Annotated in this window: 21 protein-coding genes; 10 read left to right on the top strand and 11 right to left on the bottom strand. The window is 63.9% G+C overall.

The features are described 5' to 3' along the window. Window positions 1–12 precede the first annotated feature (12 nt). Window positions 13–2,226 carry a TonB-dependent receptor gene (locus AC3WUM_RS04365; protein WP_492408924.1) on the bottom strand — a complete coding sequence of 738 codons (2,214 nt, stop codon included), beginning with the start codon at window positions 2,224–2,226 and terminating at the stop codon, window positions 13–15. 258 nt (window positions 2,227–2,484) lie between these two features. Between AC3WUM_RS04365 and AC3WUM_RS04360 the strand changes: the two genes are divergently transcribed. From AC3WUM_RS04360 to AC3WUM_RS04325, 8 genes are all read left to right on the top strand, one after another. Next, window positions 2,485–3,711: a TetR/AcrR family transcriptional regulator gene (locus AC3WUM_RS04360; RefSeq protein WP_492408922.1), complete on the top strand. Its 1,227-nt coding sequence runs from the start codon at window positions 2,485–2,487 to the stop codon at window positions 3,709–3,711. A gap of 152 nt (window positions 3,712–3,863) precedes the next feature. Continuing rightward, window positions 3,864–4,781, top strand: coding sequence for an SDR family NAD(P)-dependent oxidoreductase (locus AC3WUM_RS04355; RefSeq protein WP_492408921.1), 918 nt, complete (start codon window positions 3,864–3,866; stop codon window positions 4,779–4,781). A gap of 5 nt (window positions 4,782–4,786) precedes the next feature. After that, on the top strand, window positions 4,787–5,959 hold the full coding sequence (locus AC3WUM_RS04350; RefSeq protein ID WP_492408920.1) for an acetyl-CoA C-acyltransferase: 1,173 nt from the start codon (window positions 4,787–4,789) through the stop codon (window positions 5,957–5,959). A gap of 1 nt (window position 5,960) precedes the next feature. Then, window positions 5,961–6,422, top strand: a complete 462-nt coding sequence (locus tag AC3WUM_RS04345; RefSeq protein ID WP_492408918.1) for a MaoC family dehydratase — start codon at window positions 5,961–5,963, stop codon at window positions 6,420–6,422. A 7-nt stretch (window positions 6,423–6,429) separates the two neighbouring features. Continuing rightward, complete coding sequence (locus AC3WUM_RS04340) at window positions 6,430–8,232, top strand: acyl-CoA dehydrogenase (RefSeq protein WP_492408917.1); 1,803 nt, start codon at window positions 6,430–6,432, stop codon at window positions 8,230–8,232. 42 nt (window positions 8,233–8,274) lie between these two features. After that, window positions 8,275–9,483: an acyl-CoA dehydrogenase family protein gene (locus AC3WUM_RS04335; RefSeq protein ID WP_492408916.1), complete on the top strand. Its 1,209-nt coding sequence runs from the start codon at window positions 8,275–8,277 to the stop codon at window positions 9,481–9,483. 8 nt (window positions 9,484–9,491) lie between these two features. Next, on the top strand, window positions 9,492–10,631 hold the full coding sequence (locus AC3WUM_RS04330; protein WP_492408915.1) for an acyl-CoA dehydrogenase family protein: 1,140 nt from the start codon (window positions 9,492–9,494) through the stop codon (window positions 10,629–10,631). Window positions 10,632–10,664: 33 nt separating this feature from the next. Then, on the top strand, window positions 10,665–11,441 hold the full coding sequence (locus AC3WUM_RS04325; protein WP_492408914.1) for an SDR family NAD(P)-dependent oxidoreductase: 777 nt from the start codon (window positions 10,665–10,667) through the stop codon (window positions 11,439–11,441). Window positions 11,442–11,546: 105 nt separating this feature from the next. On the opposite strand, the gene AC3WUM_RS04320 is transcribed toward AC3WUM_RS04325, so the two are convergent. Genes AC3WUM_RS04320 through AC3WUM_RS04305 form a run of 4 tightly spaced genes read right to left on the bottom strand, consistent with a single transcriptional unit; the run spans window position 11,547 to window position 15,364 of the window. Then, window positions 11,547–12,236, bottom strand: coding sequence for a histidine phosphatase family protein (locus AC3WUM_RS04320; protein ID WP_492408913.1), 690 nt, complete (start codon window positions 12,234–12,236; stop codon window positions 11,547–11,549). Then, window positions 12,233–13,309, bottom strand: coding sequence for a phosphotransferase family protein (locus AC3WUM_RS04315; protein ID WP_492408912.1), 1,077 nt, complete (start codon window positions 13,307–13,309; stop codon window positions 12,233–12,235). Before AC3WUM_RS04315 ends, AC3WUM_RS04320 begins: the two co-directional genes overlap by 4 nt. After that, complete coding sequence (locus AC3WUM_RS04310; protein WP_492408911.1) at window positions 13,302–14,123, bottom strand: alpha/beta fold hydrolase; 822 nt, start codon at window positions 14,121–14,123, stop codon at window positions 13,302–13,304. The genes AC3WUM_RS04315 and AC3WUM_RS04310 overlap by 8 nt, the downstream gene beginning before the upstream one ends. Continuing rightward, complete coding sequence (locus AC3WUM_RS04305; RefSeq protein WP_492408910.1) at window positions 14,120–15,364, bottom strand: acyl-CoA dehydrogenase family protein; 1,245 nt, start codon at window positions 15,362–15,364, stop codon at window positions 14,120–14,122. The genes AC3WUM_RS04310 and AC3WUM_RS04305 overlap by 4 nt, the downstream gene beginning before the upstream one ends. A gap of 112 nt (window positions 15,365–15,476) precedes the next feature. On the opposite strand from AC3WUM_RS04305, the gene AC3WUM_RS04300 reads away from it, so the two are divergent. Next, a complete protein-coding gene (locus tag AC3WUM_RS04300; protein ID WP_492408908.1) occupies window positions 15,477–16,370 on the top strand; it encodes a LysR family transcriptional regulator in 894 nt (297 codons plus the stop codon). 102 nt (window positions 16,371–16,472) lie between these two features. On the opposite strand, the gene AC3WUM_RS04295 is transcribed toward AC3WUM_RS04300, so the two are convergent. The 5 genes from AC3WUM_RS04295 to AC3WUM_RS04275 form a co-directional block, all read right to left on the bottom strand. Then, a complete protein-coding gene (locus tag AC3WUM_RS04295; protein WP_492408906.1) occupies window positions 16,473–16,772 on the bottom strand; it encodes a hypothetical protein in 300 nt (99 codons plus the stop codon). A 30-nt stretch (window positions 16,773–16,802) separates the two neighbouring features. Next, window positions 16,803–17,801, bottom strand: a complete 999-nt coding sequence (locus AC3WUM_RS04290) for an MBL fold metallo-hydrolase (protein ID WP_492408904.1) — start codon at window positions 17,799–17,801, stop codon at window positions 16,803–16,805. Further along, window positions 17,798–19,315: a phytoene desaturase family protein gene (locus AC3WUM_RS04285; RefSeq protein WP_492408903.1), complete on the bottom strand. Its 1,518-nt coding sequence runs from the start codon at window positions 19,313–19,315 to the stop codon at window positions 17,798–17,800. Before AC3WUM_RS04285 ends, AC3WUM_RS04290 begins: the two co-directional genes overlap by 4 nt. A gap of 70 nt (window positions 19,316–19,385) precedes the next feature. Next, on the bottom strand, window positions 19,386–20,342 hold the full coding sequence (locus tag AC3WUM_RS04280; RefSeq protein WP_492408901.1) for an alpha/beta hydrolase: 957 nt from the start codon (window positions 20,340–20,342) through the stop codon (window positions 19,386–19,388). Between the two features lie 48 nt (window positions 20,343–20,390). Beyond that, window positions 20,391–22,646 carry a TonB-dependent receptor gene (locus tag AC3WUM_RS04275; protein ID WP_492408899.1) on the bottom strand — a complete coding sequence of 752 codons (2,256 nt, stop codon included), beginning with the start codon at window positions 22,644–22,646 and terminating at the stop codon, window positions 20,391–20,393. 257 nt (window positions 22,647–22,903) lie between these two features. Between AC3WUM_RS04275 and AC3WUM_RS04270 the strand changes: the two genes are divergently transcribed. Continuing rightward, window positions 22,904–23,818: a LysR family transcriptional regulator gene (locus AC3WUM_RS04270; RefSeq protein ID WP_492408897.1), complete on the top strand. Its 915-nt coding sequence runs from the start codon at window positions 22,904–22,906 to the stop codon at window positions 23,816–23,818. Between the two features lie 159 nt (window positions 23,819–23,977). On the opposite strand, the gene AC3WUM_RS04265 is transcribed toward AC3WUM_RS04270, so the two are convergent. Continuing rightward, window positions 23,978–25,975 carry a DUF1302 family protein gene (locus AC3WUM_RS04265; protein ID WP_492408956.1) on the bottom strand — a complete coding sequence of 666 codons (1,998 nt, stop codon included), beginning with the start codon at window positions 25,973–25,975 and terminating at the stop codon, window positions 23,978–23,980. Window positions 25,976–26,309: the final 334 nt, after the last annotated feature.

Genomic DNA, 26,309 nt, shown 5'->3' with positions numbered 1-26,309 from the left:
TATCGAGCCACGTCATTGAGTCCTTTCGCCCCCGAGGAAGAAGTCTATCGGGACGACAACTATTCTGACGCGGGGGGCCCCGACGTCACCGACCCACTCACCCAGATCCGTCTCCACCGTGTAGTTGGCACCCACGTCGAAGCGCCACTCCGGGACGTTTGCCATTCGATTTCCGCTGCCATCACCAGGCACCGGACCACTTATTACCGATCCAGGCGTCAAGCCATCGGAAAAGATTGGCGCATTGTTGAACTCCGTGTAGGTGGCATCCAGATAAGTGACCGCCGTGCGCAAGCTGAGTCCTCTGGCGGCAATGGCATCGATTGAGATTTCGGCGCCTCTGCTTCGCGCACCTTGTGCGTTAGTCAGGCTGACCGCAGAAACAGTGCCGGTATTGACGGTAGTCAACACCTGCGGATTATCGATATCGCTCAAGAACACGGCACCATTCAAGCGGACGCGGCGTTCAAAGAGCTCCGATTTGAAGCCCAGTTCATAAGCCTGCACAGTTTCGGCTTTGGCAGCCGGGGTCGAAAGGGGAAGCGTATTGAAAGCTCCCGACTTATAGCCCCTGCTAACTGAAGCGTACGCCATCAAGTCACTATCGAAGTGGTGGTCGATTGCAGCCCTATACGTAAACGCATCCGAGTCCGCCGAGTCGGTATAAGGGTTCGCGAGGCCCTGAGGGGCAGCAGACACCGTGCCGCTGCCAGGAATCGTGTAGGTCTGCTCGCCACGGGCCGACAAGTCATCTGCGGTGTAGCGCGCACCCAGGGTCAGATTGGTTTCATCAGTAATGGGAGCGGTCGCTTGCACATAGCTGGAGTAACTATCGACCGTTTGAATTCCGTAGATGCTGTAAACCGTTCCAGGAGCAACCGCGAAGTTGAAGAGATCACCTTCAGCACGTGCCGGGTTGTACCCTGCCTTCCAGTGAAGGTAGTAAGCGCCCACGATCCAATTGATCCTGGCTCCAGAACTCGATTTCAGCTGAAACTCTTGCGTGATTTGATCGTCTTTATTGCCCAGATCCGCGTGATAGAAAGTTTGCGAGCTGTAATCGAGATCAAGATGATAGTTTCCATCCGAGTTGCGGAAGGCCGATATGGAAACCAGCTCGGCGAAGCCTATATCGTGGTCGATTCTGATTGAACCACCGTAGCCCTCTTCTTCGGCAACGGGTCGGGTATTGAGCCTGGTGTCGTAGAAACTGTCCGAATTATTTTTCAGCGAAGGGAGAACCTCCGGCGGGTCAGGATATCCCGGCCATCCTCCAGCTGGAGTTGCGCCATAAGTTCCTTCATAGAAATCCTGGACGGAGCCGATGTCGCTCTTGGACTTGGCGTAAAAGCCGACGATCTTGACCTTTGTTCTATCTGAGGCATCCCAGAGCAGCTTGGAGCGAACGGTGACGGAGGACGCCAGATTGGCATCCTTACCCGTCGCGATGCTTTTGCCCCATCCCGAACCCTGGTTCGAACCACCGAAGGAGACACTCCAAGCCAAGCTGTCGGTCAGCGGCGTGGATGCATAGAACTGACCGCTGACCGTATCGTAACTCGCGTAACCAAAGCTGGCATTGAATTCTGCGTTCCGTCCTGGATCCTTGGTAAACATCTGAATCGCGCCACCAGAAGAGTTTCGGCCGAAGAGCGTGCCTTGCGGGCCGTTGAGCACTTCCACTCGATCAATGTTGCCCAGCGCTAGATAAGCAGTTGAAAGACGGGTGTAGTAGACGTCGTCGATGTATGTCGCAACGCTTGACTCGTTTCCTACACTCGCGTTGTTGTTGCCGACACCCCTGAGAAACGGCAAGTAAACGCCCGCGGTGGACGAAACCTGCAAAGAAGGCGCGATATGGGAAAGTTCCTGGATATTGGTCACCCCGCTGGCCTGCAACGTGTTTGCATCGAACGCGCTGACGGAGACGGGAGTGTCCTGGAGATTTTGCTCTCGGCGCTGGGCTGTCACAACGATCTCAGGAACTTGGTCTTGCGTTCGCTCTGGAACCGACTCCTGAGCTTGTTCCTGATTGAGTTCTTGCGTTTTTTCGGAGCTTTGCTCCGGTACTTCCGCCTCGACCGGGGCGTCGCTGCCCCCCGTTTCAACCGCTTGAGCCAATACCGAACAGGGCGCAAGTCCGGTCGATAAAAGAAGACTGGAAGCCAGCTTGGACACGGTCGGAAAACGCTTCCGGCGACCGCAAGCGGCAGATTGAATGCTCATGATTCTCTCCCCCTCTATTTTGGGCCAGAGAGCGAGCCCTGACCACGAGTTAGTAAAGGAGCCTAAGTGTCGAATCACCGCAAACCAACCACATCGACGTTATGGCAGCCATAGCAATGTGTATTGGTTAGGCTCGGGTTGAAGAAATCCCACCATCGCAGTAGGTCACACCGGCCGGTAACGGCACGGCTTATCAGAAGCCGCGCAGAGCCAAGCCGTTTTCTTCACAATAGAGAGGGTCTTATCCCATTCCGTCCGATGCCGAACCCCGCGTCCGCCCGCAAACCCCGCCAGAGCCGCTCGCGCGCAACGCGCCAGAAGATCACCGAAGCGGTGATCGCCCTGCTCGGAGAGCACGGCGAAGCCGCGGTGACGCATCGGGCGATCGCGGAGCGGGCCGGTGTTTCGCTGGCCGCGACCACCTACTACTACGACTCGCGCACCACCCTGCTCGCCGACGCCTCGCAGGCCCTGCTCGATCGCTACGTCGCCCAGTTCGAGGGCTTCGTCGATCGGCATCGGAACGAGACTCCAGCGCCCGGAGACCTGCGCAAGCTAGTGTTTCGCGTCATCGACAACGCGACCTCGCGGGATCGCCAGCGGACCATCGCCTGGACCGAGATCATGGTGTTCTGCAGCCGCCATGCGGACACGCGTGAACTCGCGGCGACCTGGTACTCCACGCTCTACGAGGTGTGGTCGCGAATCCTCTCCCTGATGGGCGAAACACCCGACCGAGTACGGCTGCGCGTGCTGATCGATCAGATCGTCGGGCTGCTGTTCCTGATGCTGCCGCTGCACTGGAAAGCCGAAGATGTGCGCCAACGGCTCGAGCCCCAGCCGCGCACAAAGACGGCAGCGCGCGCTATGCGCAAGCAAGCGATCGAGCTGGCCATACCGCCCGACGATGCGCGCCATCGCATCATCGAAGCGGCCATCCGACTGCTCGCGCGCGAAGGCAGCGCCGCGGTAACCGGCCGGGCCGTCGCCGCCGAAGCCGGCGTCGCGCCGGCGCTGCCGGCTTATCATTTCAAGCCGCTCGATTCACTGATGTCGGCCGCGCGCGAGCGCCTCTACGAACGCGAGAAGGCGCGCTATCGCCAAGCGCGGACGAGCCTCGATTCCAGCGAGCTCACGCCTGGCCGCCTCGCCGATCTGACCACCGCCATCCTGCTGCGTGAAGTGACCCAGTATGGCGACCTGAACCTGGCCAGCCTGTCGGTCGAGGCCGAAGCGACGCGCGAGGGTCGCTTGCGCCCGATGGTGGAGCATTGGGTCGACGACCAGATCGAAGCCTGGGGCCGGCAGTTCGAGCGGCTCGGCTATCCAGGCGCCTCGAGCGCCGCCTTGCTCGCGGCGAGCCTGTTCACCGGGGCTCGCATCCGCTTGCTGTCCACGGGCAGCTCGGTCTCCGATCTCGCCGAAGTTCGCGAAACCTTCGACTACGCCTTCACCGCCCTGCGGGATTCGCGATACCCCATCTGAAACCGAGCCGATCGCGACATCCGGAGGCACTACCGGCCGGTCGGAAAATAAATTGGTACAAACGACTAATATCGTGCATGATTGGCATCAAGCGACGAGACCGATCGAGTCCCGACGTCGCTCTGATTTCAAACCATCATGAGGAGAAGCGCATGGCGCTGAATTTGAACGGACGCGTCGCCATCGTGACGGGAGCCGGCGGCGGTCTGGGCCGGGAACATGCCTTGCTGCTGGCCAAACTCGGCGCCCGGATCGTCGTCAACGATCTCGGCGGCGACGTCCGCGGTGAAGGCGGCTCCGCTACGGCGGCGCAGCGCGTCGCGGACGAGATCGTCGCGGCCGGCGGCGAGGCAATCGCCAACGGAGCCTCCGTGACCGATTTCGTACAGGTGCAAAAAATGGTCGCCGAGACCGTCGAGCGCTGGGGACGTGTCGACATCCTCGTCAACAACGCCGGCATCCTGCGCGACAAGAGCTTCACGAAGATGGACCTCGCCGACTTCAGGCTCGCCGTCGACGTGCATTTGATGGGTGCGGTGAACTGCACCAAGGCGGTGTGGAATCTGATGCGCGCGCAGAACTACGGGCGCATCGTCATGACCACGTCGTCGTCCGGGCTTTACGGCAACTTCGGGCAATCCAACTACAGCGCGGCCAAGCTCGCGCTGGTCGGGCTCATGCAGACGCTCGCGCTCGAAGGCGCGAAGAACAACATTCGCGTCAACTGCCTCGCCCCGACGGCCGGAACACGCATGCTAGAAGGCCTGATGCCGGCCGATCAGCTCGCGGCGCTGCATCCGTCGGCGGTCGCGCCCGGCGTCGCCGCACTGGTCGGCGAGGACGCGCCGACGCGCATGATCCTCTGCGCGGGCGCCGGCAGCTTCGAGGCCGCGCACATCACCTTCACCCAAGGCATCCATCTCGGCACCGGCGAAGACGTCGCTCAACAGCTGTCGGAGCGTCTTGCCGAAGTCGCCGATCGCAACGGCGAAACCGTGCCGGGCAGCGGCTGGGAACAAGGCGAACGTGAACTCAAGAAGGCCGGCTTCTCGCCGGCGAAACCGGAGTGAGCTTCATGCGTGAAGCGCTCATCGTCTCCACCGCCCGCACGCCGATCGGGCGCGCCTATCGCGGTGCCTTCAACGCTACGCCGTCGCCGACGCTGGCCGCGCACGCTTTGCGCGCCGCGGTCGAGCGCTCCGGCATCGATCCGGCCGAACTCGACGACTGCATTCTCGGCTGCTCGCTGCCACAGGGCGTGCAGCAGACCATCGGCCGCATGGCTGCGCTGCGCGCCGGATTTCCGGTGAGCGTCGCCGGCATGACGATGGATCGCCAGTGTTCGTCGGGCCTCATGACGATCGCGACGGCCGCCAAGCAGATCGTGGTCGATCGCATGGACATCTGCGTCGCCGGCGGCGTCGAATCGATCTCGCTCGTGCAGAACGCCGCGCTGCGCGTCGACGTCGATCCCGAACTGCAGGCGATGCACAACGACGCTTACATGGCGATGCTCGACACCGCAGAGACGGTGGCCGCGCGCTACGGCATCGGCCGTGAGGCGCAGGATTTGTACTCGCTGCAATCGCAGCGACGCACCGCGGCCGCGCAGGCCGCCGGTCGCTTCGACGCCGAGATCGTTCCGGTCGATGCGACGATGAACGTCACCGACAAAGTCTCCGGTGCGGTCACGCCGCGTGCGATCAGATTGGCGAAGGACGAAGGCAACCGCGCCGATACCACGCTCGAGGGCCTCGCCTCGCTCAAGGCCGTGCGAACGAACGGCACGATCACCGCCGGCAACGCGAGCCAGCTGTCGGACGGCGCTTCGGCGGTCGTGCTCATGGAAGCGCGCGAGGCGGCCCGACGCGGCCTCGCGCCGCTCGGGCGCTACGTCGGCATGGCCGTCGCGGGCACCAAGCCCGACGAGATGGGCATAGGCCCGGTGTTCGCCGTTCCGAAGCTGCTGTCGCGCTTCGGCCTGCGCATCGGCGACATCGGCCTGTGGGAACTCAACGAGGCCTTCGCCGTGCAGGTGCTGTATTGCCGCGACCGGCTCGGCATTCCGGACGAACTGCTCAACGTCAACGGCGGCGCCATCTCGATCGGCCATCCGTATGGCATGTCGGGCGCGCGCATGGTCGGGCACGCGCTCATCGAGGGGAAGCGGCGCGGCGCACGCTACGTCGTTGTGACGATGTGCGTCGGTGGCGGCATGGGCGCGGCGGGTCTGTTCGAGGTGCTTTGAGATGCCCGCCATCAGCCTGTCGCTCGATGCTTATCGCGCGCTTGCAGGGCATGCGCTCGGTCATTCGAGTTGGTATCTGCTCGATCAGTCGCGCATCCAGGCCTTCGCCGATGCCACCGAGGACTGGCAGGCGATCCACATCGACGAAGCATCCGCTGCGCAAGGCCCTTTCGGCGCGACGATCGCGCATGGCTTTCTGACGCTGTCGATGCTCTCGGCGATGGCGGCCGAGGTGTTGCCGCGAATCGAAGGCAACACGCGCTCGATCAACTATGGCTTCAACAGCCTGCGCTTCATTTCGCCGGTGCGCAGCGGGCGTCGCGTACGCGCGCTGTTCGAGCTCAAGGCCGTCGAACAGCGGGCTTCGGGCGCCATTCAGTCGACGCTCGGCGTGAGTGTGGAGATCGAAGGCGAGAGCAAGCCCGCGCTCGTCGCCGAATGGATCACGCTGTCGCAGCGCTGAGGTCGAAATGAACCATCTGATCCTGTCGCGCCGCGACGTCGACTTCCTGCTGTTCGACTGGTTGCGCGCCGACGCCCTCGCCGAGCGTCCGCATTACACAGGGCACGATCGCGAGACCTGGAGCGCGATCCTCGACGTCTACGAAAAGCTCGCAGTCGAACGCTTCGCTCCTCACAACAAGAAGAACGACAGTCACGAGCCGCACTTCGACGGCGAGCGCGTGAGCATCCATCCGGAAGTCGGCGAAGCGCTGCGCGCGTTTTCCACGGCGGGTCTGATGGCCGCCGGCATGCCGACCGAAGTCGGAGGCCTGGGCCTGCCGAGCTGCGTCGAACGCGCCGGCTTCGCGTTCCTGACGGCGGCCAACGCCGGCTCCATCGCCTACGCGATGCTGACGATCGCCAACGCGAACCTGCTGATCGCACACGCTTCGCCCGAAGTGCTTGCGCGCTACGTGCGGCCGATGACCGAAGGCCGCTACTTCGGCACCATGTGCCTGTCCGAACCGCAGGCCGGATCGAGTCTCGCCGACATTCGCACGCGCGCTGTGCCGCAACGCGACGGCCGCTATCGCCTGTTCGGCAACAAGATGTGGATTTCCGGCGGCGATCACGACATCAGCGAGAACATCGTGCACCTGGTGCTCGCCAAGATTCCGCGCGAGGACGGCAGCCTGCCTGCAGGCGTGCAAGGTATTTCGCTATTCGCGGTGCCGCGCCGGCTCGTCGACGGGGAAGGCAAACTCGGCGAACGCAACGACGTGGTGCTTGCCGGGCTCAACCACAAGATGGGCTACCGGGGCACCGTCAATTGCCTGCTCAATTTCGGCGAAGGCCGGCATCGGCCCGAAGGTGAAGCCGGCGCGATCGGCGAGATCGTCGGTGAGCCCGGCCAGGGCCTCGCCTACATGTTTCACATGATGAACGAGGCGCGCATCGCGGTCGGACTCGGCGCCGCCGCGCTCGGCTACACGGGCTATCTGCATGCGCTCGATTACGCGCGCACGCGCACGCAAGGCCGTCGCCGCTCCGAGCGTGATCCCGCAAGCCCGCCGATCGCGCTCGTCGAACATGCCGACGTGCGCCGCATGCTGCTCGCGCAAAAATCCTATGTCTCGGGTGCGCTCGCGCTGTGCCTCTACGCCGCGAAGCTCAGCGACGACGCGCACTCGCTGGACGACGAATCCGCGCGCCGGGACAGCGGCCTGCTGCTCGATCTGCTGACACCGGTGGTCAAGAGCTGGCCTTCGCAATGGGGGCTCGCGGCCAACGATCTCGCGATCCAGATTCACGGCGGCTACGGCTATACGCGCGAGTACAACGTCGAGCAGCACTATCGCGACAACCGGCTCAATCCGATCCACGAAGGCACTTTCGGCATCCAGGCGCTCGACCTGCTCGGCCGCAAGCTCGGCCAGGCCAAGGGCGCGGGTCTCGAACTGTTGTCGGTCCGCATCGCCGCGACCATCGAGCGAGCCCAACCGCAAGCGCCGCTATCGCGTCACGCCGCCGCGCTGGCCGCCGCCTGGCATCGGCTGCGATCCGTCACCACGTCGCTGCAGTCGCTCGCCGATACCGAGCTCAGGCTCGCGAACGCGTCGGCCTATCTCGAAGCCTTCGGCCATGTCGTGGTGGCCTGGCTGTGGCTCGACCAGGCGATGGCGGCGAACGCGGACGACGACTTCTCGCGCGGCAAGCGCGCCGCCTGCGATTACTTCTTCGGCTGGGAGCTGCCCAAGCTCGAGGCCTGGCTCAGCGTGCTGCATCCGGTCGAACGCACGCCGCTCGACACCGACGTCCGCTGGCTCTGACGCACGCTCGCCGCCGACCGATCACATCAGAATGGAAACGCCATGGATCTGAATTTCAACGCAGACGAAGAGGCCTTTCGCCTCGAAGTCCGGCAATTTCTCGCAGCGCATCTGCCGGCGGACATTCGCGATCGCCAACGCCTCGGTAAGCGCTATCTCGCGGAAGACACGATCCGCTGGCAGAAGATTCTGCACTCGCAAGGCTGGGGCGCGCCGACCTGGCCGACCGCCTTCGGCGGCATGGGTTGGACGCCCGTGCAGCAGTACATCTTCGACGAGGAGCGCGCCGCCGCCGGCGCTCCGGGGCAATTGCCGTTCTCGTTCAAGATGCTCGCGCCGGTGCTGATGGCCTTCGGCAGCCCGGCGCAACAGCAGTATTTCCTGCCGCGCATCATGGCCGCCGAAGACTGGTGGTGCCAGGGCTATTCGGAGCCCGGCTCCGGCTCCGATCTCGCTTCGTTGAAGACGACCGCGCGCCGCGACGGAGATCACTACGTCGTCAACGGCCAGAAGACCTGGACCACGCTCGCCCAGTTCGCGAACTGGATTTTCTGTCTCGTCCGCACCAACAGCGAAGTGCGCGCCCAGCAGGGCATCTCGTTCCTGCTGATCGACATGGCGACACCCGGCGTTACGGTGCGCCCGATCGTGATGCTCGACGGCGAGCACGAGATCAATGAAGTCTGGTTCGAGAACGTACGCGTGCCGGTCGACAATCTCGTCGGCGAAGAGAACAAGGGCTGGACCTACGCCAAGTTCCTGCTCGGCCACGAGCGCACCAACATCGCCGGCGTCGGCGATTCGAAAGCCGCCCTGCGCAAGCTCAAGAAGATCGCGAGCCAGGAACGCGCCGGTGGTCGTCCGCTGATCGAGAACGCCCGCTTTCGCGATCGCATCGTCCAGGTCGAGCTCGAACTGATGGCGCTCGAGATCACCAACCTGCGCGCCCTCTGCGCAGATGCGCACGATCGTGCCTCGGGCATCCAGGCCTCGATCCTCAAGGTGAAGGGCTCGGAAATCCAGCAGGCCATCGCCGAGCTGCAGATGCAGGCGCTCGGTCCCTACGCGGTGCCGCATCTGCCCGAAGCGCTCGACGCGCAATGGCGGGCCGATCCGATCCTGGAGCAGGCCTACGCGGACTACGCCCCGGCGCTGACCGGACATTACTTCAACCTGCGCAAGACCTCGATCTACGCTGGCTCCAACGAGATCCAGAAGAACATCATCGCGCAGCTCACGCTCGGCAGCTGAGGCAGCACATGGACTTTCGATACACCGACGAACAACGCGCCCTGCAGGACACGCTCGAGCGCTTCTGTGCACGCGACTACGGCTTCGAGCATCGGCGCGAGCTGATCCGCTCCGCGCTCGGTTACAGCCTGGACGCCTGGAACCAATACGCCGAACTCGGCCTGCTCGCATTGCCGATCGCCGAGGTGCACGGCGGACTCGGCGGCGATTCGATCGACGTGTCCGTGGTCATGGAACAGATCGGCAAGGGGCTGTTGCTCGAACCCTATCTGAGCACCGTCGTGCTCGGTGCCGGACTCCTCGCGACGCTCGGTTCCAGCGAACAGCAAAGCAGCCTGGAAGCCGTCGCTGCCGGCAACCGCCAGCTCGCGCTCGCGCACAGCGAACCCGGCGCGCGCTTCGATCCGTTTCACGTCGAGACTCGCGCCACCGCCTTGAACGATGGCTGGGTCATCAGCGGACACAAGTGCGTGGTGCTCGATGCGCCGAGCGCCGATGGGCTGATCGTCTCGGCGCGCACCGCTGGATCGACCGGCGATGAATCCGGAATCTCGCTGTTCCTGATCGAGCCCGACGCGGCAGGCCTGTCGATGCGCGCCTACGCGACCCAGGATGGCCGCCGTGCGGCGGACGTTCGCCTGCATTCGGTGCGCCTCGGCTCCGATGCGCTGCTCGGTCGCGCCGGCGAAGCCGGCCCCGCCTTGCAGCAGGCACTCGACAAGGCGGCGGCGGCGCTGTGCTCCGAGGCCGTGGGCATCATGTCGGCGCTCAACGGGGCGACGGCGGACTACCTCGACACGCGCAAGCAGTTCGGCACGCCGATCAGCAGCTTCCAGGCACTGCGCCATCGCCTCGCCGACATGCTCATCGCAACCGAACAAGCGCGATCGATGGCGATCCTCGCGGCGTATCACGCCGACGACGGCGATGCCGCCGAGCGCGGCCGCATGATCTCCGCTGCGAAGGCCTACGTCGACCAGGCCGCGCGCTTCGTCGGACAGCAGGCCGTGCAACTGCACGGCGGCATGGGCGTGGTCGACGAACTCGTGGTGAGCCATTACTTCAAGCGACTCACCGTGATCGCCCATTGCTTCGGCGATCAAGATCATCACCTCGATCGCTACAGCCGCAGCCTCAGCGCCGCATGACGCCGATCAGCATTCGACCCTTCGGAGGATGAAATGAACTTGTTCGATCTCAAAGACAAAGTCGCCGTGATCACCGGCTCCTCACGCGGCATCGGCCGCGCGATCGCCGAGGCCTACGCGGCGGCCGGGGCGCGCGTCGTCATCTCCAGCCGCAACCAATCCGCCTGCGACGAAGTGGCCGCCGCGATCAATGGGCAGCATGGAACGGGGCGCGCCATCGCGATCGCGGCGAGCATCTCCGACAAGTCCGCGCTGAAGGCCCTGGTGGACGGCACGCATGCGCAGTTCGGCAAGATCGACGTGCTGGTCTGCAACGCCGCCTCGAACCCGTACTACGGACCGATCAAGGACATCAGCGACGAGCAGTTCCGCAAGATCTTCGACAACAACGTGCTGGCCAACCACTGGCTGATCAACTTCGTCGTTCCCGACATGATCGAGCGCCGTGACGGCTCCATCGTCATCGTCTCGTCGATCGGCGGCCTGCTGGGCTCCAGCACGATCGGCGCCTACAACGTCTCCAAGGCGGCGGATTTCCAGCTCGTGCGCAATCTCGCGGTGGAATACGGGCCACAGAACGTTCGCGTAAACGCCATCGCACCGGGCGTGATCCGTACCGACTTCGCGCGGGCGCTATGGGCCGACCCGAAAGCGGAGGCGGCACTGAAGCGCGCGACGCCGCTGGGCCGCATCGGCGAACCGGACGACATCGCCGGTGCCGCGGTGTTCCTCGCCTCGCAGGCCGGCGCCTATGTCACCGGGCAAACCATCGTCGTCGATGGCGGCACCGTCGTCCGCGGCGGGTTCTAAGGCTCGCGTCGCGACGGCATCCGCACGCCGAGGCCATGCGGTTCGTGGCCTCGGAGCGCATGCAACCGCCTTGCGCGCGCCGTCACTCCATCGACTTCAGCTCACCTACCGATAGGTGATCAGCTCGACGTCATGCTCGAGATGCGCGTACTCGTTGAGCGTGCCGAGCCGAAGGCCGCGATCGCTGCCGAGAATTCGGGTCATGCCGGTATTGACGAGCGACCACGACAGCTGCGCGGCTTGCGTCGAATCGAGGCCCAGCAGTTCCGCGGCGACCGCCGCGATCGGACCGCCCGAGGTGAAGACGCAGGCGCGCCCGCCTTTGCCGAGCTTCTCGTGCAGGGCTAGCAAACCCGCACGAACGCGCATTTTGAACGCGCTCCACGAGAGAGCGTATTCGCCGTCGTGATCACCATTCATCCAGCGCTCCACGGCTTCGGAGAACACGCGCTGGAACGCTCGCCGCGGATCGGGCTCCGATTTCAAGGCCAGCATCATCGCCCGCGGATCGCGCCACTCGGGCCGCAGCGCCGCAAGCAGCGCTTCGTGGTCGTACTCGTTCCAGGCCGCATCGATGAGCGGCGTTCCGCCGTGACTCAAGGCTTCGATGCAGGCGTTCGCGGTCTCCGTGTGCCGCCGCATGTCCCCGCAAACCAGCAGATCGGGTTTGACCGCGCGACTCGCGAGCGCCGAGCCCAGCAGCCTGGCCTGTTTCCAGCCGACTGGAGACAGCCGGTCGTAGTCACTTGTGCCGAATGACGCCTGCCCGTGCCGAACCAGCACGATCACGCTCATCGCAGGCGTCCGCGCCGTATCGTCGATCGTGCGCGCCAGATCATGTAGTTCGCGTAGAAACCGTAGAACCGATACGCGGGATTCCTGGTTTGGCCGTGGTGATAGCGGTAGTAGATTTGCTGAATGATGGCCGCGAGCCGGAACTGGCCGTAGGCCTCGTAGAACCGCCAGTCGAAGGGCGGCAGACCCGCCCGGGCGCGGTAATGCTCGACGATCTCGTCACGCGTCAGCATGCCCGGCAGGTGGCTCGGTTGACGACGAATGAAGCGCGCGAAGAAATCATCGTCGGCCTGCGTCCAGTACGCCATCGCGCTGCCGAGTTCCATCAGCGGATCGCCCAGCGTGGCCATCTCCCAATCCAGGACACCGATCACCCGCGTGGGATCCTGAGCATCCAGCACGAGGTTATCCAGGCGCCAGTCGTTGTGAATGAGGCAGGTGCCGACATCGCTCGGAATGTTGTCGAGCAGCCAGCGCTTGACGTCCTGGGCCTTGAACACGTTCCAGGTTCGCGCCTTGTCCCAGCGATCGATCCAGCCTTCGATCTGGCGACGCGTATAGCCCTCGCCTTTTCCGAGCTTTTCCAATCCGGCGGCACGCCAATCCACGCGATGCAACTCGACGAGCTTGTCGATCACGTTGAGGCAGAGTTGCCGTGCCTGCGCCGGAGCCAGCACTACTGCGCGTGGGAATTCCTTGCGCGGAATGATGCCCGCGATGCGTTCCATGACGTAGAACGGAACACCGAGCACGCCCTGATCGTCGCAGTACGCCAGCATCTTCGGAACGCAGGAATAAACCGGCGCGATCGCTTTCTGCACCACGAATTCGCGGTGCATGTCGTGCGCCGACTTGGCTTTCGTGCCTGCCGGCGGGCGGCGCAGAATCAGGTCGCAGTTGTCGTACTCGATGCGATAAGTCCAGTTCGATGCGCCACCCGAGAACTGCGTGATTTTCGCGGCTCCGTGCAACTCGAACCCTTGCGACCGGAGCCAGGCTTCGACGGCGGCACCGTTCAATTCCTCGCCGGATCGCACTCGCCCGGCTCGATCGGCCGTCGTCGCTTCAGTCATGGGCACGAATGAAACTGTCGATGAGCTCGGCGGACTTCTCGGGACATTCGAGCCCCGTCAAATGGGCACTGCCGTCGATCAGGACGAACGTGGACGCCGGGATCGCGTCGGCCATCGCACGCGTCTCGGAATTGGGGAATGTTGCGTCTTCGACTCCGGCGACCACCATCACCGGCGAGCGGATGCCGCGAAACAATGAAGCTTGATCGGGCCTGCTGATGACGACGCTTTCGATCGCCCAGCGCGCCGAACGAAAGTCCACGCGCTTCAAGGCATCGGCCACCGAGCGGACCACCTGCGGCCGGGTTCGCAAGGACGTCGGCCCCAGGAATGCCGCAGTCGCGCGTTTGCGCAGCGGCCCTCGAACGCCACGCAGCAGGCGACCTGCGAGGATCAGCATGTGAAATTCCAGGCGCTGGCGTGCGCCGCACGCGGATGCTGTGCCGTTCATCAGAATCGCGGCCCCGATGCGATCCGGATAGCGAGCGGCAAACGTGCCGCCGATCATCGCGCCCCAGGAGTTGCCGACGAAGTGCGCCCGCCCGATTGCCAGTGCATCGAGAATGGAGACGATGCAGTGCGCGCATTCGTCGAAGCTGAAAGGCGCCGACAAGGGCTCGCTGCGCCCGTGTCCCGGCGAGTCGATCAGCACGACGCGGAATCGGGCGAGCAGTCTTTCGGCGACGCCCATCCACATCGAGCCGTCCATCAGCAGGCTCGGCCAGAACAGGATGACCGGCCCTGCCCCCGCGCAACGGACGAACACGCTGCCGAGCGAGGTTTGCAGTCTGTGTTCCTGCCACTGCGGCTTCATGCGACGCGACTTCCACCGACCTTCGAACGACGGCTGATCTCGCGTCGCGCGATGACGGCCCGGTGGACGGAATCCGGTCCATCGGCCAGGCGCAACACGCGCGCATGGGCGAAGATCGCGGCGAGCGGAGAGTCGTTCGAGAGTCCGGCTCCGCCGAACATCTGCATGGCTTCGTCGGCGACGCGCTGCAGCACCGACGGGGCGACGATCTTGATCGCCGAGATTTCGGTGAGCGCCTTCAAGGCGCCGACCTTGTCGATCATCCAGGCCGCGTACAGCGTCATCAGGCGGGCCTGATCGATCGCGATGCGCAGGTCGGCGATGCGCTCCTGATTGCCGCCGAGATCGATGAGTCGCTTGCCGAAAGCTTGGCGCTCCATTCCACGGTCGACCAGCAGTTCCAGGGCGCGCTCCGCCGCGCCGATACAGCGCATGCAATGATGGATTCGTCCGGGCCCGAGGCGACCTTGCGCGATTTCGAATCCCCTGCCCAGGCCGGCGATGACATTGGCCTTCGGAACCCGCACCGAATCGAAATGCACTTCGCCGTGGCCGTAAGGCTCGTCGTAATCATTGAAGACCGGCAGCATGCGCACGATGCGAACCCCCGGTGCATCGAGCGGAACGATCACCATGCTGTGGCGAGCGTGACGTTCCGCCTGCGCATCGGTGACGCCCATGAAGATCGCGAAGCGGCAGTCCGGATGACCGATCCCGCTCGACCACCACTTCTTGCCGTCGAGCACCACCTCGTCGCCATCGAGCGTCGCGGTCGCCTGCATGTTGGTCGCGTCGCTCGACGCGACATCGGGCTCCGTCATGCAGAACGCGGAGCGGATGCTGCCCGCCAGCAGCGGCTTCATCCAACGCTCCTTCTGCTCCGGGCTGCCGTACTTCCACAGCACTTCCATGTTGCCGGTATCCGGCGCGTTGCAGTTGAAGATTTCGGGCGCCAGGAAGCTGCGGCCCATCTCTTCGGCCAGCGCCGCGTATTCGACATGATTCAGGCCCGGGGCCAGCGCGGGGTCGGGCAGGAAGAAATTCCACAGGCCGGCTTCGCGCGCCCTGGCCTTCAGCGCCTTGATCTCCGGCTCCACGATCCACTGCTTCCAATCGCCGCCGCGGCGCGCCTCGTGCCGCGCCTTCAGCAACTCGCTCTCGACGGGAAGCAGCTGCTCGCGCATGAAGCTGCGCAGTTTCTCGATCAGCTCGAGCGCACGCGGGCTGTGTGCGAAATCCATGGAGGCGGTCTCGGTCTCAATATGCCAGAAACACTCTACGCAGCCCGACACATTCCAGCCACTAATCTTTCTGAATCTATAATCATTCACTCAGTGAATGAATGGGCCTGCCATGGACCGCGTGGACCTGAACCTTTTTCGCGTCTTCGACGTGGTGCTGGGCTGCGGAAGCCTCACGCAGGCCGCGGCTCGGCTGCATTTGACCCAACCCGCGATCAGCAACGCACTCAAGCGGCTGCGCGAGCATTTCGACGATCCGCTGTTCGTGCGCGATGGCCGGCGAGTGGTGCCAACTCCATTGGCCAAAGCCATCGCACCGGATGTGCGCGCCGCGCTCGAAAGCCTGCACCGGACCATGCAGCGTCCGCAGCCGTTTCCGGCCGCGACGTCGACGCGCCGATTCGTCATCGGCATGCGGGACGTCCTCGAATCGGTGCTGTTCCCTTCGCTCGTGCGCGAGGTTTTGCGCGAAGCGCCGCATCTACAGCTGCAGAGCACCGGCTTTGAACGCAGACGCCTGGAACGCGAGCTCTCGTCCGGCGCTTTCGACATGGCGATCGATGTGCCGATCAGCGTCGGCGACGACATCGAACAGATGCTCCTGTTCGAACAGACACCCTGCGTCGCGATGCGACGCGGGCACCCCTTGTCGAAAGGCAAGCTGGGGCTCAAGCAGTGGCTGGCCGCGCGGCACATCGTGGTTTCGTCACGGCGCTCGGGCCCCGTGAATGAAGACCTGGCACTGCAGCGTGAAGGCCTGAAGCGCGACGTCGCCGTGAGATGCCAGCACTATCACGCCGCCTGCGAGCTTGCGGCCAGCAGCGATCTGCTGCTGGTGCTGCCTCGCCAGTTCGGGCGTTTTCTCGCAACCACGCTGCCCTTGCATCTCGCAGCGCTTCCGCTGGCAGTGCCGAAGCTGCAAGTCATGCTGTACTGGCCGCGGACGGCCGAACAGGATCCGGGGCACGCCTGGTTGCGCGACAGGCTGCGACGTGTGCGGCGCTGAGCGCGCGTTGCTTCCGAAAGCCCGAGTTCGCTACGCCCGTTTCAGCCTCGAAACGCCCCGCACACGCCGACGATCACCGCACCGGCTTGCACACGATCTTTACTAGGCGCGAACGACCGTCACCGGCGCATTGCCGAAGATGCCGGCCTTGACGGTTCCGCTCATGCTGTCGCCGTCGACCTTCACCTTGAACTCCAGCGTCAGCTTCATCGGCTTGGTGACCGGAACCGACCAGCTGATCGTATCGCCGTCGACCTTGATCGGCAGATCGCGATGAGTGCCCAGGCCCTCGCTGACCTGGGTGCCGACGAGTCGCCCGTCGATCGTCTTGAATTCGAGATCGTCGGTCTTCATCCCCATCGGCGACTTGGCCGTCAACTTCCACTGTCCATCGATGTTCATCATGACTCCTGATGTTGATACGAGTACGGGTCAATAAGCCCGGCCATCCTGCGCGAAGGTGATGGGCCCCGAGTAGGACGCGGCGATGCGCTTGCGCGCCGGCTCGAGATTGTCCGGCCCCAGTGCGTTGTGCGTGAGCACGAGGGCTTTCACGCCGGCTCGTTGCGCCATCGAACCGACTTGTTCGGGCGAGAGATGCTCCTTGACGAAGTGATCCTTGATCGCGATCTTCGCGACCGCGGCCAATGCGAAGTTGATCTTCAGGCCGGATTTGCCGAGGCGGTCGAGCGCTTCGTCGGCATCCATGATTTCGGCCACGAGCAGATCGGCGCCCTTGGCGAGCTTCTCCACCTTCTCGCTCGGCCCGGTGTCTCCGGTGTAGACGATCGATCGGCCCGGTGCATCGAAACGTAGCGCGAAACTGTGGTTGCCGGTTCCCTTCTCGTCCGCCAGCACATAGTGCGAGTTGGTGGCCACGGTGACGTGAACGTCGCCAATCTTGACCTGGGCACCGTCGGTCAACTCGATCGTCTTGATGTTCTCGCCAGGCTTGGGTCTACCGAGCACTGCGAACACACCCTTGCTGCCTTCCGCATCGTTCATCGGCTGCATCGCGGCGATCAAGCCGTCGATCGTGCGCTTGGTTCCAGGTGGTCCGTAGATGGTCACGGGAGCCGTCTGGCGCATCTGGAAGCGGCGGCCGAGAAAGGCGAACAGTCCGCCCGTATGATCGAAGTGAAGATGAGAGATGAAGACGGTGCTGACGTCGTCGAGCAGGACGCCGCTGCGCATCAGCTGCTCCGTCGCGCCATCGCCCGCATCGACGAGAATCGCCTGCCCTGCCGCACGCAGCAGATTGGCGGGTTGGCCGCGTTCATAGAACGACAGCGGGCCCGAGCCCGTGCCGAGCGTCACCCACTTCACTTCCCGTGACGGCTCGGCTTGCGCAGCAGCCGACATCAACGCGAACGAGAGGCCGATCGACGCCAGCAGCGATCGAGAAAGGTGATGCATGATTCCACTGGTCATTGAATCCGGACTCCGGTTATTTCCTGAAATGCATTGATGGCGCAGGCGCCGTGCACGCCTCCACCCGGATAGCTCGAGGTGCCGCAGAGATAGAGCCCGTCGATGGAAGTCTTGTACTGCCCGCCTTCGCGCAGCAGAACGCGCCGGTCTCCCGAACGCGGTATGGCGAAATGGCTCCGAAGCACCTTGTCCCGCGTCATGTTCGGAGCCGCGCCGCACCAGACGTCGAGCAAGGCGTCGTTGTAGCTCTCCGCGATCCCGGCCCAATCTTCGTCGCTCAAGGCCTTCGCATCCGGAAAGTGGCTATCCGCTCCGGCGATGTGAAAACCTGCGGGCGCGAGCCCGGGGTCGAGCAGGCTCGGCACACGCATCGAGGCGCGCGGCGTGGGCAGCAGGCCCATCGCGAGTTCCCGCTCGTGCGACAGCACGCACTCGGGACTGTCGAAGCCGATGAAGGTCTGCACGCAGCGATCGAGGTCCGCATCCCAGCGCGCGGAGCGATAGCACGGCGCTTCGGTCAAGGCGAAAGCCTGGCTCGCGATGGTCGATCCGCTGCCCCGACGATACGCCGCCAGCGCTTGGCGATCGGAGGCTCCGAGCCCGCCGCCGACCGGCAGTTCGAGCAGCGTTCGCTCGACGCCGATACTCGATGCCACGATCGGCGCTTCGATGAATTGTCCGGCGATCCCGATACCGGTCACGCGTCCCGCTTCGATGCGGATCGAACCGACCTCAGCGGACGTCATGACCTGCACGCCTTCAGCGAGCGCGGCGCGATGCAAGGCATCGGCGAAGCTTTGCATGCCACCGATCGGAACCTGGCGGCTGCCGATCATCCAGAGCACGAAGCCCAGGAAAGCCAGGTCATCGCCCGCCTGCGCGAGCGATGCCCCGAACTCCATCGCGAGCAGGTAGAGCAGCGCCCGGATCTCGGGCGATTCGAAGCGCTCGTCGATGAACTGGGCCGCGCCACGCGTCCCCAGCGCGGCATCCTCGGCCAGCTCTCCGAACGCCTGCGTGATCGCGGCACGGTGAGCGCCGAGGCCTTCGCTCGACAGGGGATGGAACAGCACCTCGCGAATCGCGGGCGTCAGCGTGGCCGCGCGCCTGCGCAGATCGACATAGGTCGCGGCATCGCGGGCGCTGTGGCGCGCGAAGCTGCGCAGGGTGCCTTCTTCGTTGCCGACACGATGAACGAGTACCGGCGGCCTTCCATCGGCGAACGCGATGCCGTGCTGAACGTCGGGCTCGAAAGTCGCCAGTCCGTGTGCTCGCAGCTGCAAGTCCTCCATGATCGGAGTGACGGCCTGGTACGCGAGGAAGTTGGCGTGCGGGCTATGACGAAAGCCCGCGCTCATCGGCTCGTGCGTGCAGGTCATGCCGCCGATCGTCGCGTCACGCTCGACCAGCAGCGTCCGATAGCCGGCGCGCTGCAGATACGTCGCCAGGATCAGGCCGTTGTGGCCTGCGCCGATGACGATGGCGTCGTAGTTCTGGCGTGGCGGAAAGCTCATTCCAGGCCTGCCGCCGCCACGAACCCGGCATTGCGTACGCACATGGCTCGCATTCTCGAAGATGGCTCGATCAGGTGGCGTCGGGACCGATCGCGGCGGCCAGACCCTTGATGTGAATCTCGTGCAGCTCATGCGCGTGTCGCGGATTCGGGAAATGCCCCGTTTGCGGAATCACGTGCACGTCGACCGGCACGCCGGCCGCTTTCAGACGCTCGCCATAGGCCACGTCCTCATCACGCAGGATGTCCCACTCGCCGACCGTGATGAGCGCCGGGGCCACGCCGTCGACGGACTCGACCAGCAGCGGCGAAACCCGCCAATCCCTGCGCTGCGCCTCGTCGGCGATGTAGTTGCCGATGACGAAGTCGTTGTCTTCATGGCGCAGCCCGTAGCCTTCGGCGAATTCCTCGTGCGACGGCGTGGCGCCATGCGCATCGGCGAGCCAGGATTCGAGTATCTGCAGTGAAAGCTTCGGGCCGCCCGCATCGCGGGCCATTAGCGACAACACCGCAGCGAAGTTGCCGCCCGAGCAGCCACCGCCGACCGCGATCTTGCCCGGGTTCCAGCCCTGCGCAGCGCCTTGCCGCTCGACCCATTGCAGCACCGCCCAGCAGTCTTCGAGCCCTTTCGGATAGCGATTCTCGGGAGGCAGCCGGAAATCCGGCGCCACCACCACGCAAGGCACTTTCGCCGCCAGCAGGGTGTTCATCCAGTCCCAGGTCGCCAATCCGCCGCCACCGACGAAGCCGCCCGCATGCGTGTGCACGTAGACGCCGAGCTTTGGTCCCGTGTAGTTCTCCGGCGCATAGATGCGCGTCGGCACCGGACCGTTCGGTCCCGCGATCTCGACGTCCCGCATCGACACGCCCGGCGTCTTCTCGCGCGAGGCCATCATCGCGGCCATGCCCATGCGCACACCTTCCACACCCATCATGCTCAGGGGCGGAATGGCTTCGAGCAGCGCGCGATACTCCTCGTCGATCTTCGCCAGTCTCTCTTCACGCAGCTGTTCGTAACGCTTGTTCATTTCGCCTTACTCCAAACCGATAGGGTTTTCATGATCTCGACCGATGCATCAGAAGTTGTAGCGAAGGCTGATGCCGGCTTCGCGCGGGCGCCCGAGATCGAAGCGTCGGGTTCCGGCCGAGCCCGTGTAATCCGTGCCGCCGACGTAATAGGTCTGGTCGAGTGCGTTCGTCACGAACAGCGAGCACTCCAGCACGTCGTTGATGCTCTTCAGATCGGCTCGCAAGGACAGCAAGCCATAAGACGGCAGCGACAGCGACGTATCGTCCGTCGCGTTGCTGACTTGGTCGTCCTGCCAGTTCCAGTTGGCGGAGAACACGTAGTGGAACCAGGTCCCGACGGTGTCCTGGTAGCGCCCGCCGACGGTGTAGGTCAGTTTCGGCGCCCGCATGAAGCGGGTGTCCTTGGTGATGCCCGATGCGTCGCCGACCGAGTCGTAGCGCATGCGCAGCAAGGCAGCATTGGCGAAGAATACGAGCTGGCGCGAGACTGCGGCCTGCAGCTCCAGCTCTAGCCCTTGTGAATGCGCGGAGGCCGCATTGTCGACGTAGACCTCGAGAGTCGACGCGTTGACGTTGACCGATTGAACCTGCACGTCGCGCCACTGGGCATAGAAGATCGTCGGGTTGATTCGAATCGCCCCGCCGAAGAACTCCGTGCGCGCCCCGATTTCGTAGCTCGTGACGTTCTCGGGTTCGTAGGAGCCGAGCTCGCTCCGGCGCAGGCCCGGCGTGAAGATCAGCGGCCCGCTCACGTTCACGTTGAAACCGCCGGCCTTGAACCCCGTGGATACCGTGGCGTAGCTCATGATGCGATCGGTCCACTGATACTGCAGTCCGATGCGCCCGGTGTTGCTCGTGAATTTTCGCTGCTCCTGATCGAGCAGCTCGCCGTTGCCGGAATCGCGCAGCGTCGCCTGCTTGTCGTCCTGGCTGATGCGATAGCCTCCGAGGACCTGCGCATGCTCGAACAGCTCGTAAGTCGCATCGACGAATGCAGCCAGCGTATGGGTGCGCCGTTCCACCGGGTCCGGATCGTCACTGATCCTGCCGAGCAGCAGCTGGCTGGTGCCCGGGAGCGTGTCGAAGGTCTGGCGCGCGGCGTAGAGTCCGCTCACCCAGTCCACGCTGTCGTCGAAGGCCTTTCCGCTGAACTGGAATTCCTGCGAGTAGATTTCGTCCCGCGTATGGGCAGATGCGCTGTAGACGGGCGCAGGGGACCCGTCGAGGTCCAGCGCGTAGCGGCTTCCGACTCGCTGCCATGCGCTCAGCGATTTCACTTCGACCGCTTCCAGGCCAGTCCAGGTGAGGCCGATCTGCGCGGCCTTGGACTTCGTGTTCGCGAACTCTCGTACGTTGGTGCCGGCCTGGCAGTAGTCGCAGGTCGAGGCGAAGCGATCGTCATACGGCGGATTGGTGAGACCGCCCAGCGCCGTGATGTTGTAGTACCACGGGATCGTATTCGGCCGCGGCTCGATCGGCCCTGGTTCGGAATAAGCCAGACCATCCAGTTCGCTGCGATTGTGCTGGCCCATCAAATCGATCTTGAGCACGTCCATCGGCGTGATCAGCAGCTGGGCACGAACCAGCTCGTTGTCCTGAGCACCTGCCTCCTTGCCTCCGTCCTGCTGCTTGACGAAGCCGTCGCGATGCAGCGTTCCGCCCGTCAGGCGCAGCGCCGCCAGATCGTCATGGGCGAGGTTGATCACCCCGATCAGGTCGCGACGGTCGTAGCTGCCGGCCGTCGCCTGCACGTAGCCGCCGTTGCCGAATTCCGGCGCGTGGCTGGTGTAGCGGATCGCGCCGCCGATGGTGTTGCGCCCGAACAGAGTGCCTTGCGGACCTCGGAGCACCTCCACCTGCTGGATATCCAGCATGTTGAAGATCGCACCCTGCAGCGAGGGGTAATAGACCCCGTCCACGTATACACCCACCGCGGGCTCGGTTCCGTTTCCCGAGCGCTGCTGGCCCATGCCCCGCAGGAAGAACACCGCCGCACCACCATTGGGACCCGCCGCCGTACTGACCTGCAAACTCGGAGCGACCTGCATCAGGTCCTGAGTCGACTGAACGTTGCGCTCTTCGAGCTCCTGCGAGCCAAGCGCCGTGACCGCCACGGGCGTCTCCTGCAGGTTCTGCGAACGGCGCTGGGCCGTCACCACTACTTCGGCGATCACGGCCCTGCCCGCCTCATCCACGGGCTCCGCCGGCGTCGAGGCGGCCGGATCCTGCGCCAGTTCGATCACGGCCAGGTCGGCCGAAGGCTCCGTCGCCGGAGCACTGTCCTGGGCCCAACTCGTTTCCATCCCGATTCCGGATCCCAGCGCCATGATCAACGCCACCGTCGATTCATGAAGCGCCGCCTGTGGGTGCGCACCTGCTCTGGCCATCGACCCTCCATCTCGCGATCGAAGCGACTCCAATTCGGTCGCTTCGTATTGTTTTTTTAGCTGCCGGACCGTGCCGCGACCGATCATCCGTCGATCGAGGCTGGCCGGAGCGGCATGTTATGAATCGCAAGGGGATAGCATAAGATGCCAATAAATGCCCTCTGATATCAAAAATGGATAACCTGACGCTGGTGAAGATCTCGGCCCTGCGGGATTTCCTGGCCGTCGTCGAGCGCGGCAGCGTCCATGCCGCGGCTCGGCATCAAGGCGGCGCACAGCCCACGGTGAGCCGCAACATCCGCGAGCTCGAACGCAGGCTCGGCGTCGTGCTCTTCGAGCGCAGTGCCAAGGGCACGCAGCTGACGCCGATGGGCAAGGTGTTCTACGCGCGGGCCAAGTCGGCCCAGACCGAATTGCTGCGTGCACAGGAAGAGCTCGCGCAGTTGCGCGGCGAAACGCACGGGCACGTCACCGCCGCACTGTCCACCGTGGCGCAGATCTCGCTGCTGCCCGATGCGCTCGAGCCGTTTCGCGCTCGCTATCCGGGCGTACGCCTGAACGTCATCGACGCGCTGTTTCCTCGCATCGGAGGCGAGCTGCGCAACGGAACCGTCGATTTCTACATCGGCCCGGTTCCGGACGATGTCGGACCCGACTTTCGAGTCGAGAAGCTGTTCGACAACACCCGAGTCGTCGTCGGCCGCAAAGGGCATCCGCTCGGCAAGGCGAAGTCATTGCGCGAGCTCGTCGATGCGGAATGGGCGACCACCACGGTGACGCCGAAAGCCGACGACGAACTCGCTCCGTTGTTTACACATTACGGGCTCAGGACGCCGCGCTCGGTCATGCAGCTGCACTCGGCGCTGACCACGCTGGTGCTCATCGGCAAGACCGATCTGCTCGTGCTGCTGCCCGTCCAGTGGGTCCATTCGCGACTGTGGAGCGACGAGCTGGAGACGATTCCGGTCAAGGAAGTGCTACCGGCTCCGGCGATCAACATCGTGCGCCGCAGCGCCCTGCCGCTGACGCCGGCCGCCGAATACTTCTGCGACATGATTCGCAGGGTCTCGGCCAACCTTCCGGTTTAGACCCGGAATGCAAACCGGGCACGCCCGAGACGGCCGCATGCGTTGGCCCGCGGTCGCCCGACACAGGCCCAAAAAAATGCCGGCAAGCTGGAGGGGCTATGCCGGCAGAAGCCAACTCAAAAAGAGCGATGTCTCTTGAAACCCGACATCAACTCCTCATCAGAACTGATACCCGAGCCGCACGCCGATTTCATCGGCGAAATCGATCGTCGAGATGATGTTGTCGTTGTCGTTTCCTGCGAGGTCACCGTTCAGATAGGTGTAGTACACCTCGGCCGAAAACGGACCGCTCGGCTTCCAGCGCAGGCCCAGCTGCGTCATCAGGCCGCCGCGCGTGTCGTAGAGCACCGACGCATCGATGCGGTAGACCAGGTTCGGGAACGGCTGCTGGAAAGCGAACACCAGACCGTCCCAGCCACCGCTGATACCTTTCGCGGAATTCCGCGAGTCGCCGTTCATGCCGTCGAGCAGGCGCCCATAGAGATCGCTCTGCGTCCGGTGCTCCCACTGGAACACCATGTAGGTGGCCGGGAAGCTCGCGGAAAAGCGCTGATACTTTTCGAGCACGAGAGCCGTGATCCACTCGGAGCGCTCGTCGTAGTTGCGCGACAGGTTGGTGGCGGTGAATACGCGATCCGGCGTGTATAGGGCCTCGACGTTGATGATGAGCTGGTCGAGCAGCGAGCCTGGTTCGCTGTCGATCGTGTAGCTCGCACCGAAGCCGAAGTTGTTCTCACGCTTGTACTCACGCGCGAGGTGACCGCGCAGTCCGCCCGAGAGCTGGAAGAACAGGTCGAGCTCGCGCATCGCCGCTTCGTCCGAGCCGGCCGGCATCGCGAGCAATGCCGCGGTAGCCGGGAACTCTTCGATCGAAGCATTGAGCGCCTCGAGCGCCGACAAGCGCACCATGCCCGCGTACGTGAACCACTCGGTCGCCGAGACGACGCCAGTGGGATCGATCTCGTAAGGCGTCTGCGCGAAGATCGGGCCCGCAGCCGAAATGCCGCCGTCCTGATCGAGCGGCACACCCAGCACCTGTGCAACCGTCGCCGTCAGCGGCGGCACCACGTTGGCGCGCGGCCCGGGCAATCCGCGATCCACGCCCGATTCGGTCCAGCGCAGGACGCCGTCCGGGTTGTAGCGATACGAGTAGGCGAACTGCAGGCCGATGTCGTGGGCCTTGCCCTTCAAGCGCAGGCCATAGTTGAGCTTGTCGTCCACCTCGCTGAAGCGATCGTGGATGGTGAACTGCGACGCGATGAGGTTGTACGGCGTGTTCGGGTTGGCGTAGATGGTCGGCTGGAACATCTGCGCGAAGGCATCGACCTCCCATTCGTTGTTGATCTGATACGAGGTGCGAATCGCCGGTGACGAGATGCGTTCATCGGCGTATTCCTCGGGTGTGTAGTCGAGGAACAGGTGCCGGCGCAGATCGAGGCCGTTCGGCACGTCGAGAACACGGAAAAACAAGGCCTGTCCCCATGCGATCTGCTGGTTGCCAAAGCGGATCAGCAGCGGTCCGTTCTGGTAATCCAGGGTCAGGAACGGAAGGTCGGCCATGTAGCGGCGGCCGCAGACTTCCAGCCGATTCTGGCATCCGCCGCGGTTGAAGTTGTCGTACTCGAAATAGTTGGGCTTTCCGTACAGATAGCCCGACGCGCTGCTGCCTACCGCATCCGGATTGAAGTTGTCGTACTCGCCGAGTTCGTAGATGCCGCGCACCAGCGCGCGCGCCGACCAGTTCTCGTTGAACGACAGCTGGAAATCGAGATGCGTGCGGAACTGCTGCAGGTTGAACGTATTGTTCGCGGGCTGCCCCGTACGCGTCGCGGTATCCGGAACGGCGCACGCGTCGAACGGCGGAAAGCCGCCGCAGCGATCGACGGCCCGCTGGTTGAACAGATTGCCGCGCTGGTTGTACGGATTCTCTTCTCCGGTCATGCGAATGGCGGTTTCGATGCGCGAGAAGCCGCTGAACGAAAAGCCCACGCCGCTGAAGAAGCCTCCACTCTCGACCTCCATCGGCATCGGGTCGGCGACGGCCTGTTGCTCGCTTTGCGCCTCAACCGCAGGCTCTTCGCTCTCCTGCGAATGAGCCGGAAAAACTGACAACAGCGTCATCAAACCCAGTCCAGCGAAAAGCGGCCGGGCACGCATGCCGGTATGTTTTCTTTGCACGTCCATTCCCCTCCATCGTTTTTTTTAAGTCGCCCGTCGCACAACAGGCGGTCCGCCACAACTTCAGTCTTCTGAATTTCTCTTGCGACTCGCGAACACCACGCTACGGAACAACGCACCACAAGGTCGACGATCAAGCGTCGAGTTGCCGACGGACTGCGGTGTGATGGCGGATTCCGAACGTCGATGAGGATTTCTATACGTCGACGGGTACCCGTGACTTCCTTGGCTTGCACGAAGCGCGATGACTGTTCTCGTCGCAATGAATATCGACTCCTACCCACGATTCTTCAACTACACCAAATGGGTAGCG

Source organism: Hydrocarboniphaga sp. FW305-C-57 (genome assembly GCF_058783045.1).
This window is presented reverse-complemented; position numbering and strand designations above follow the sequence as displayed.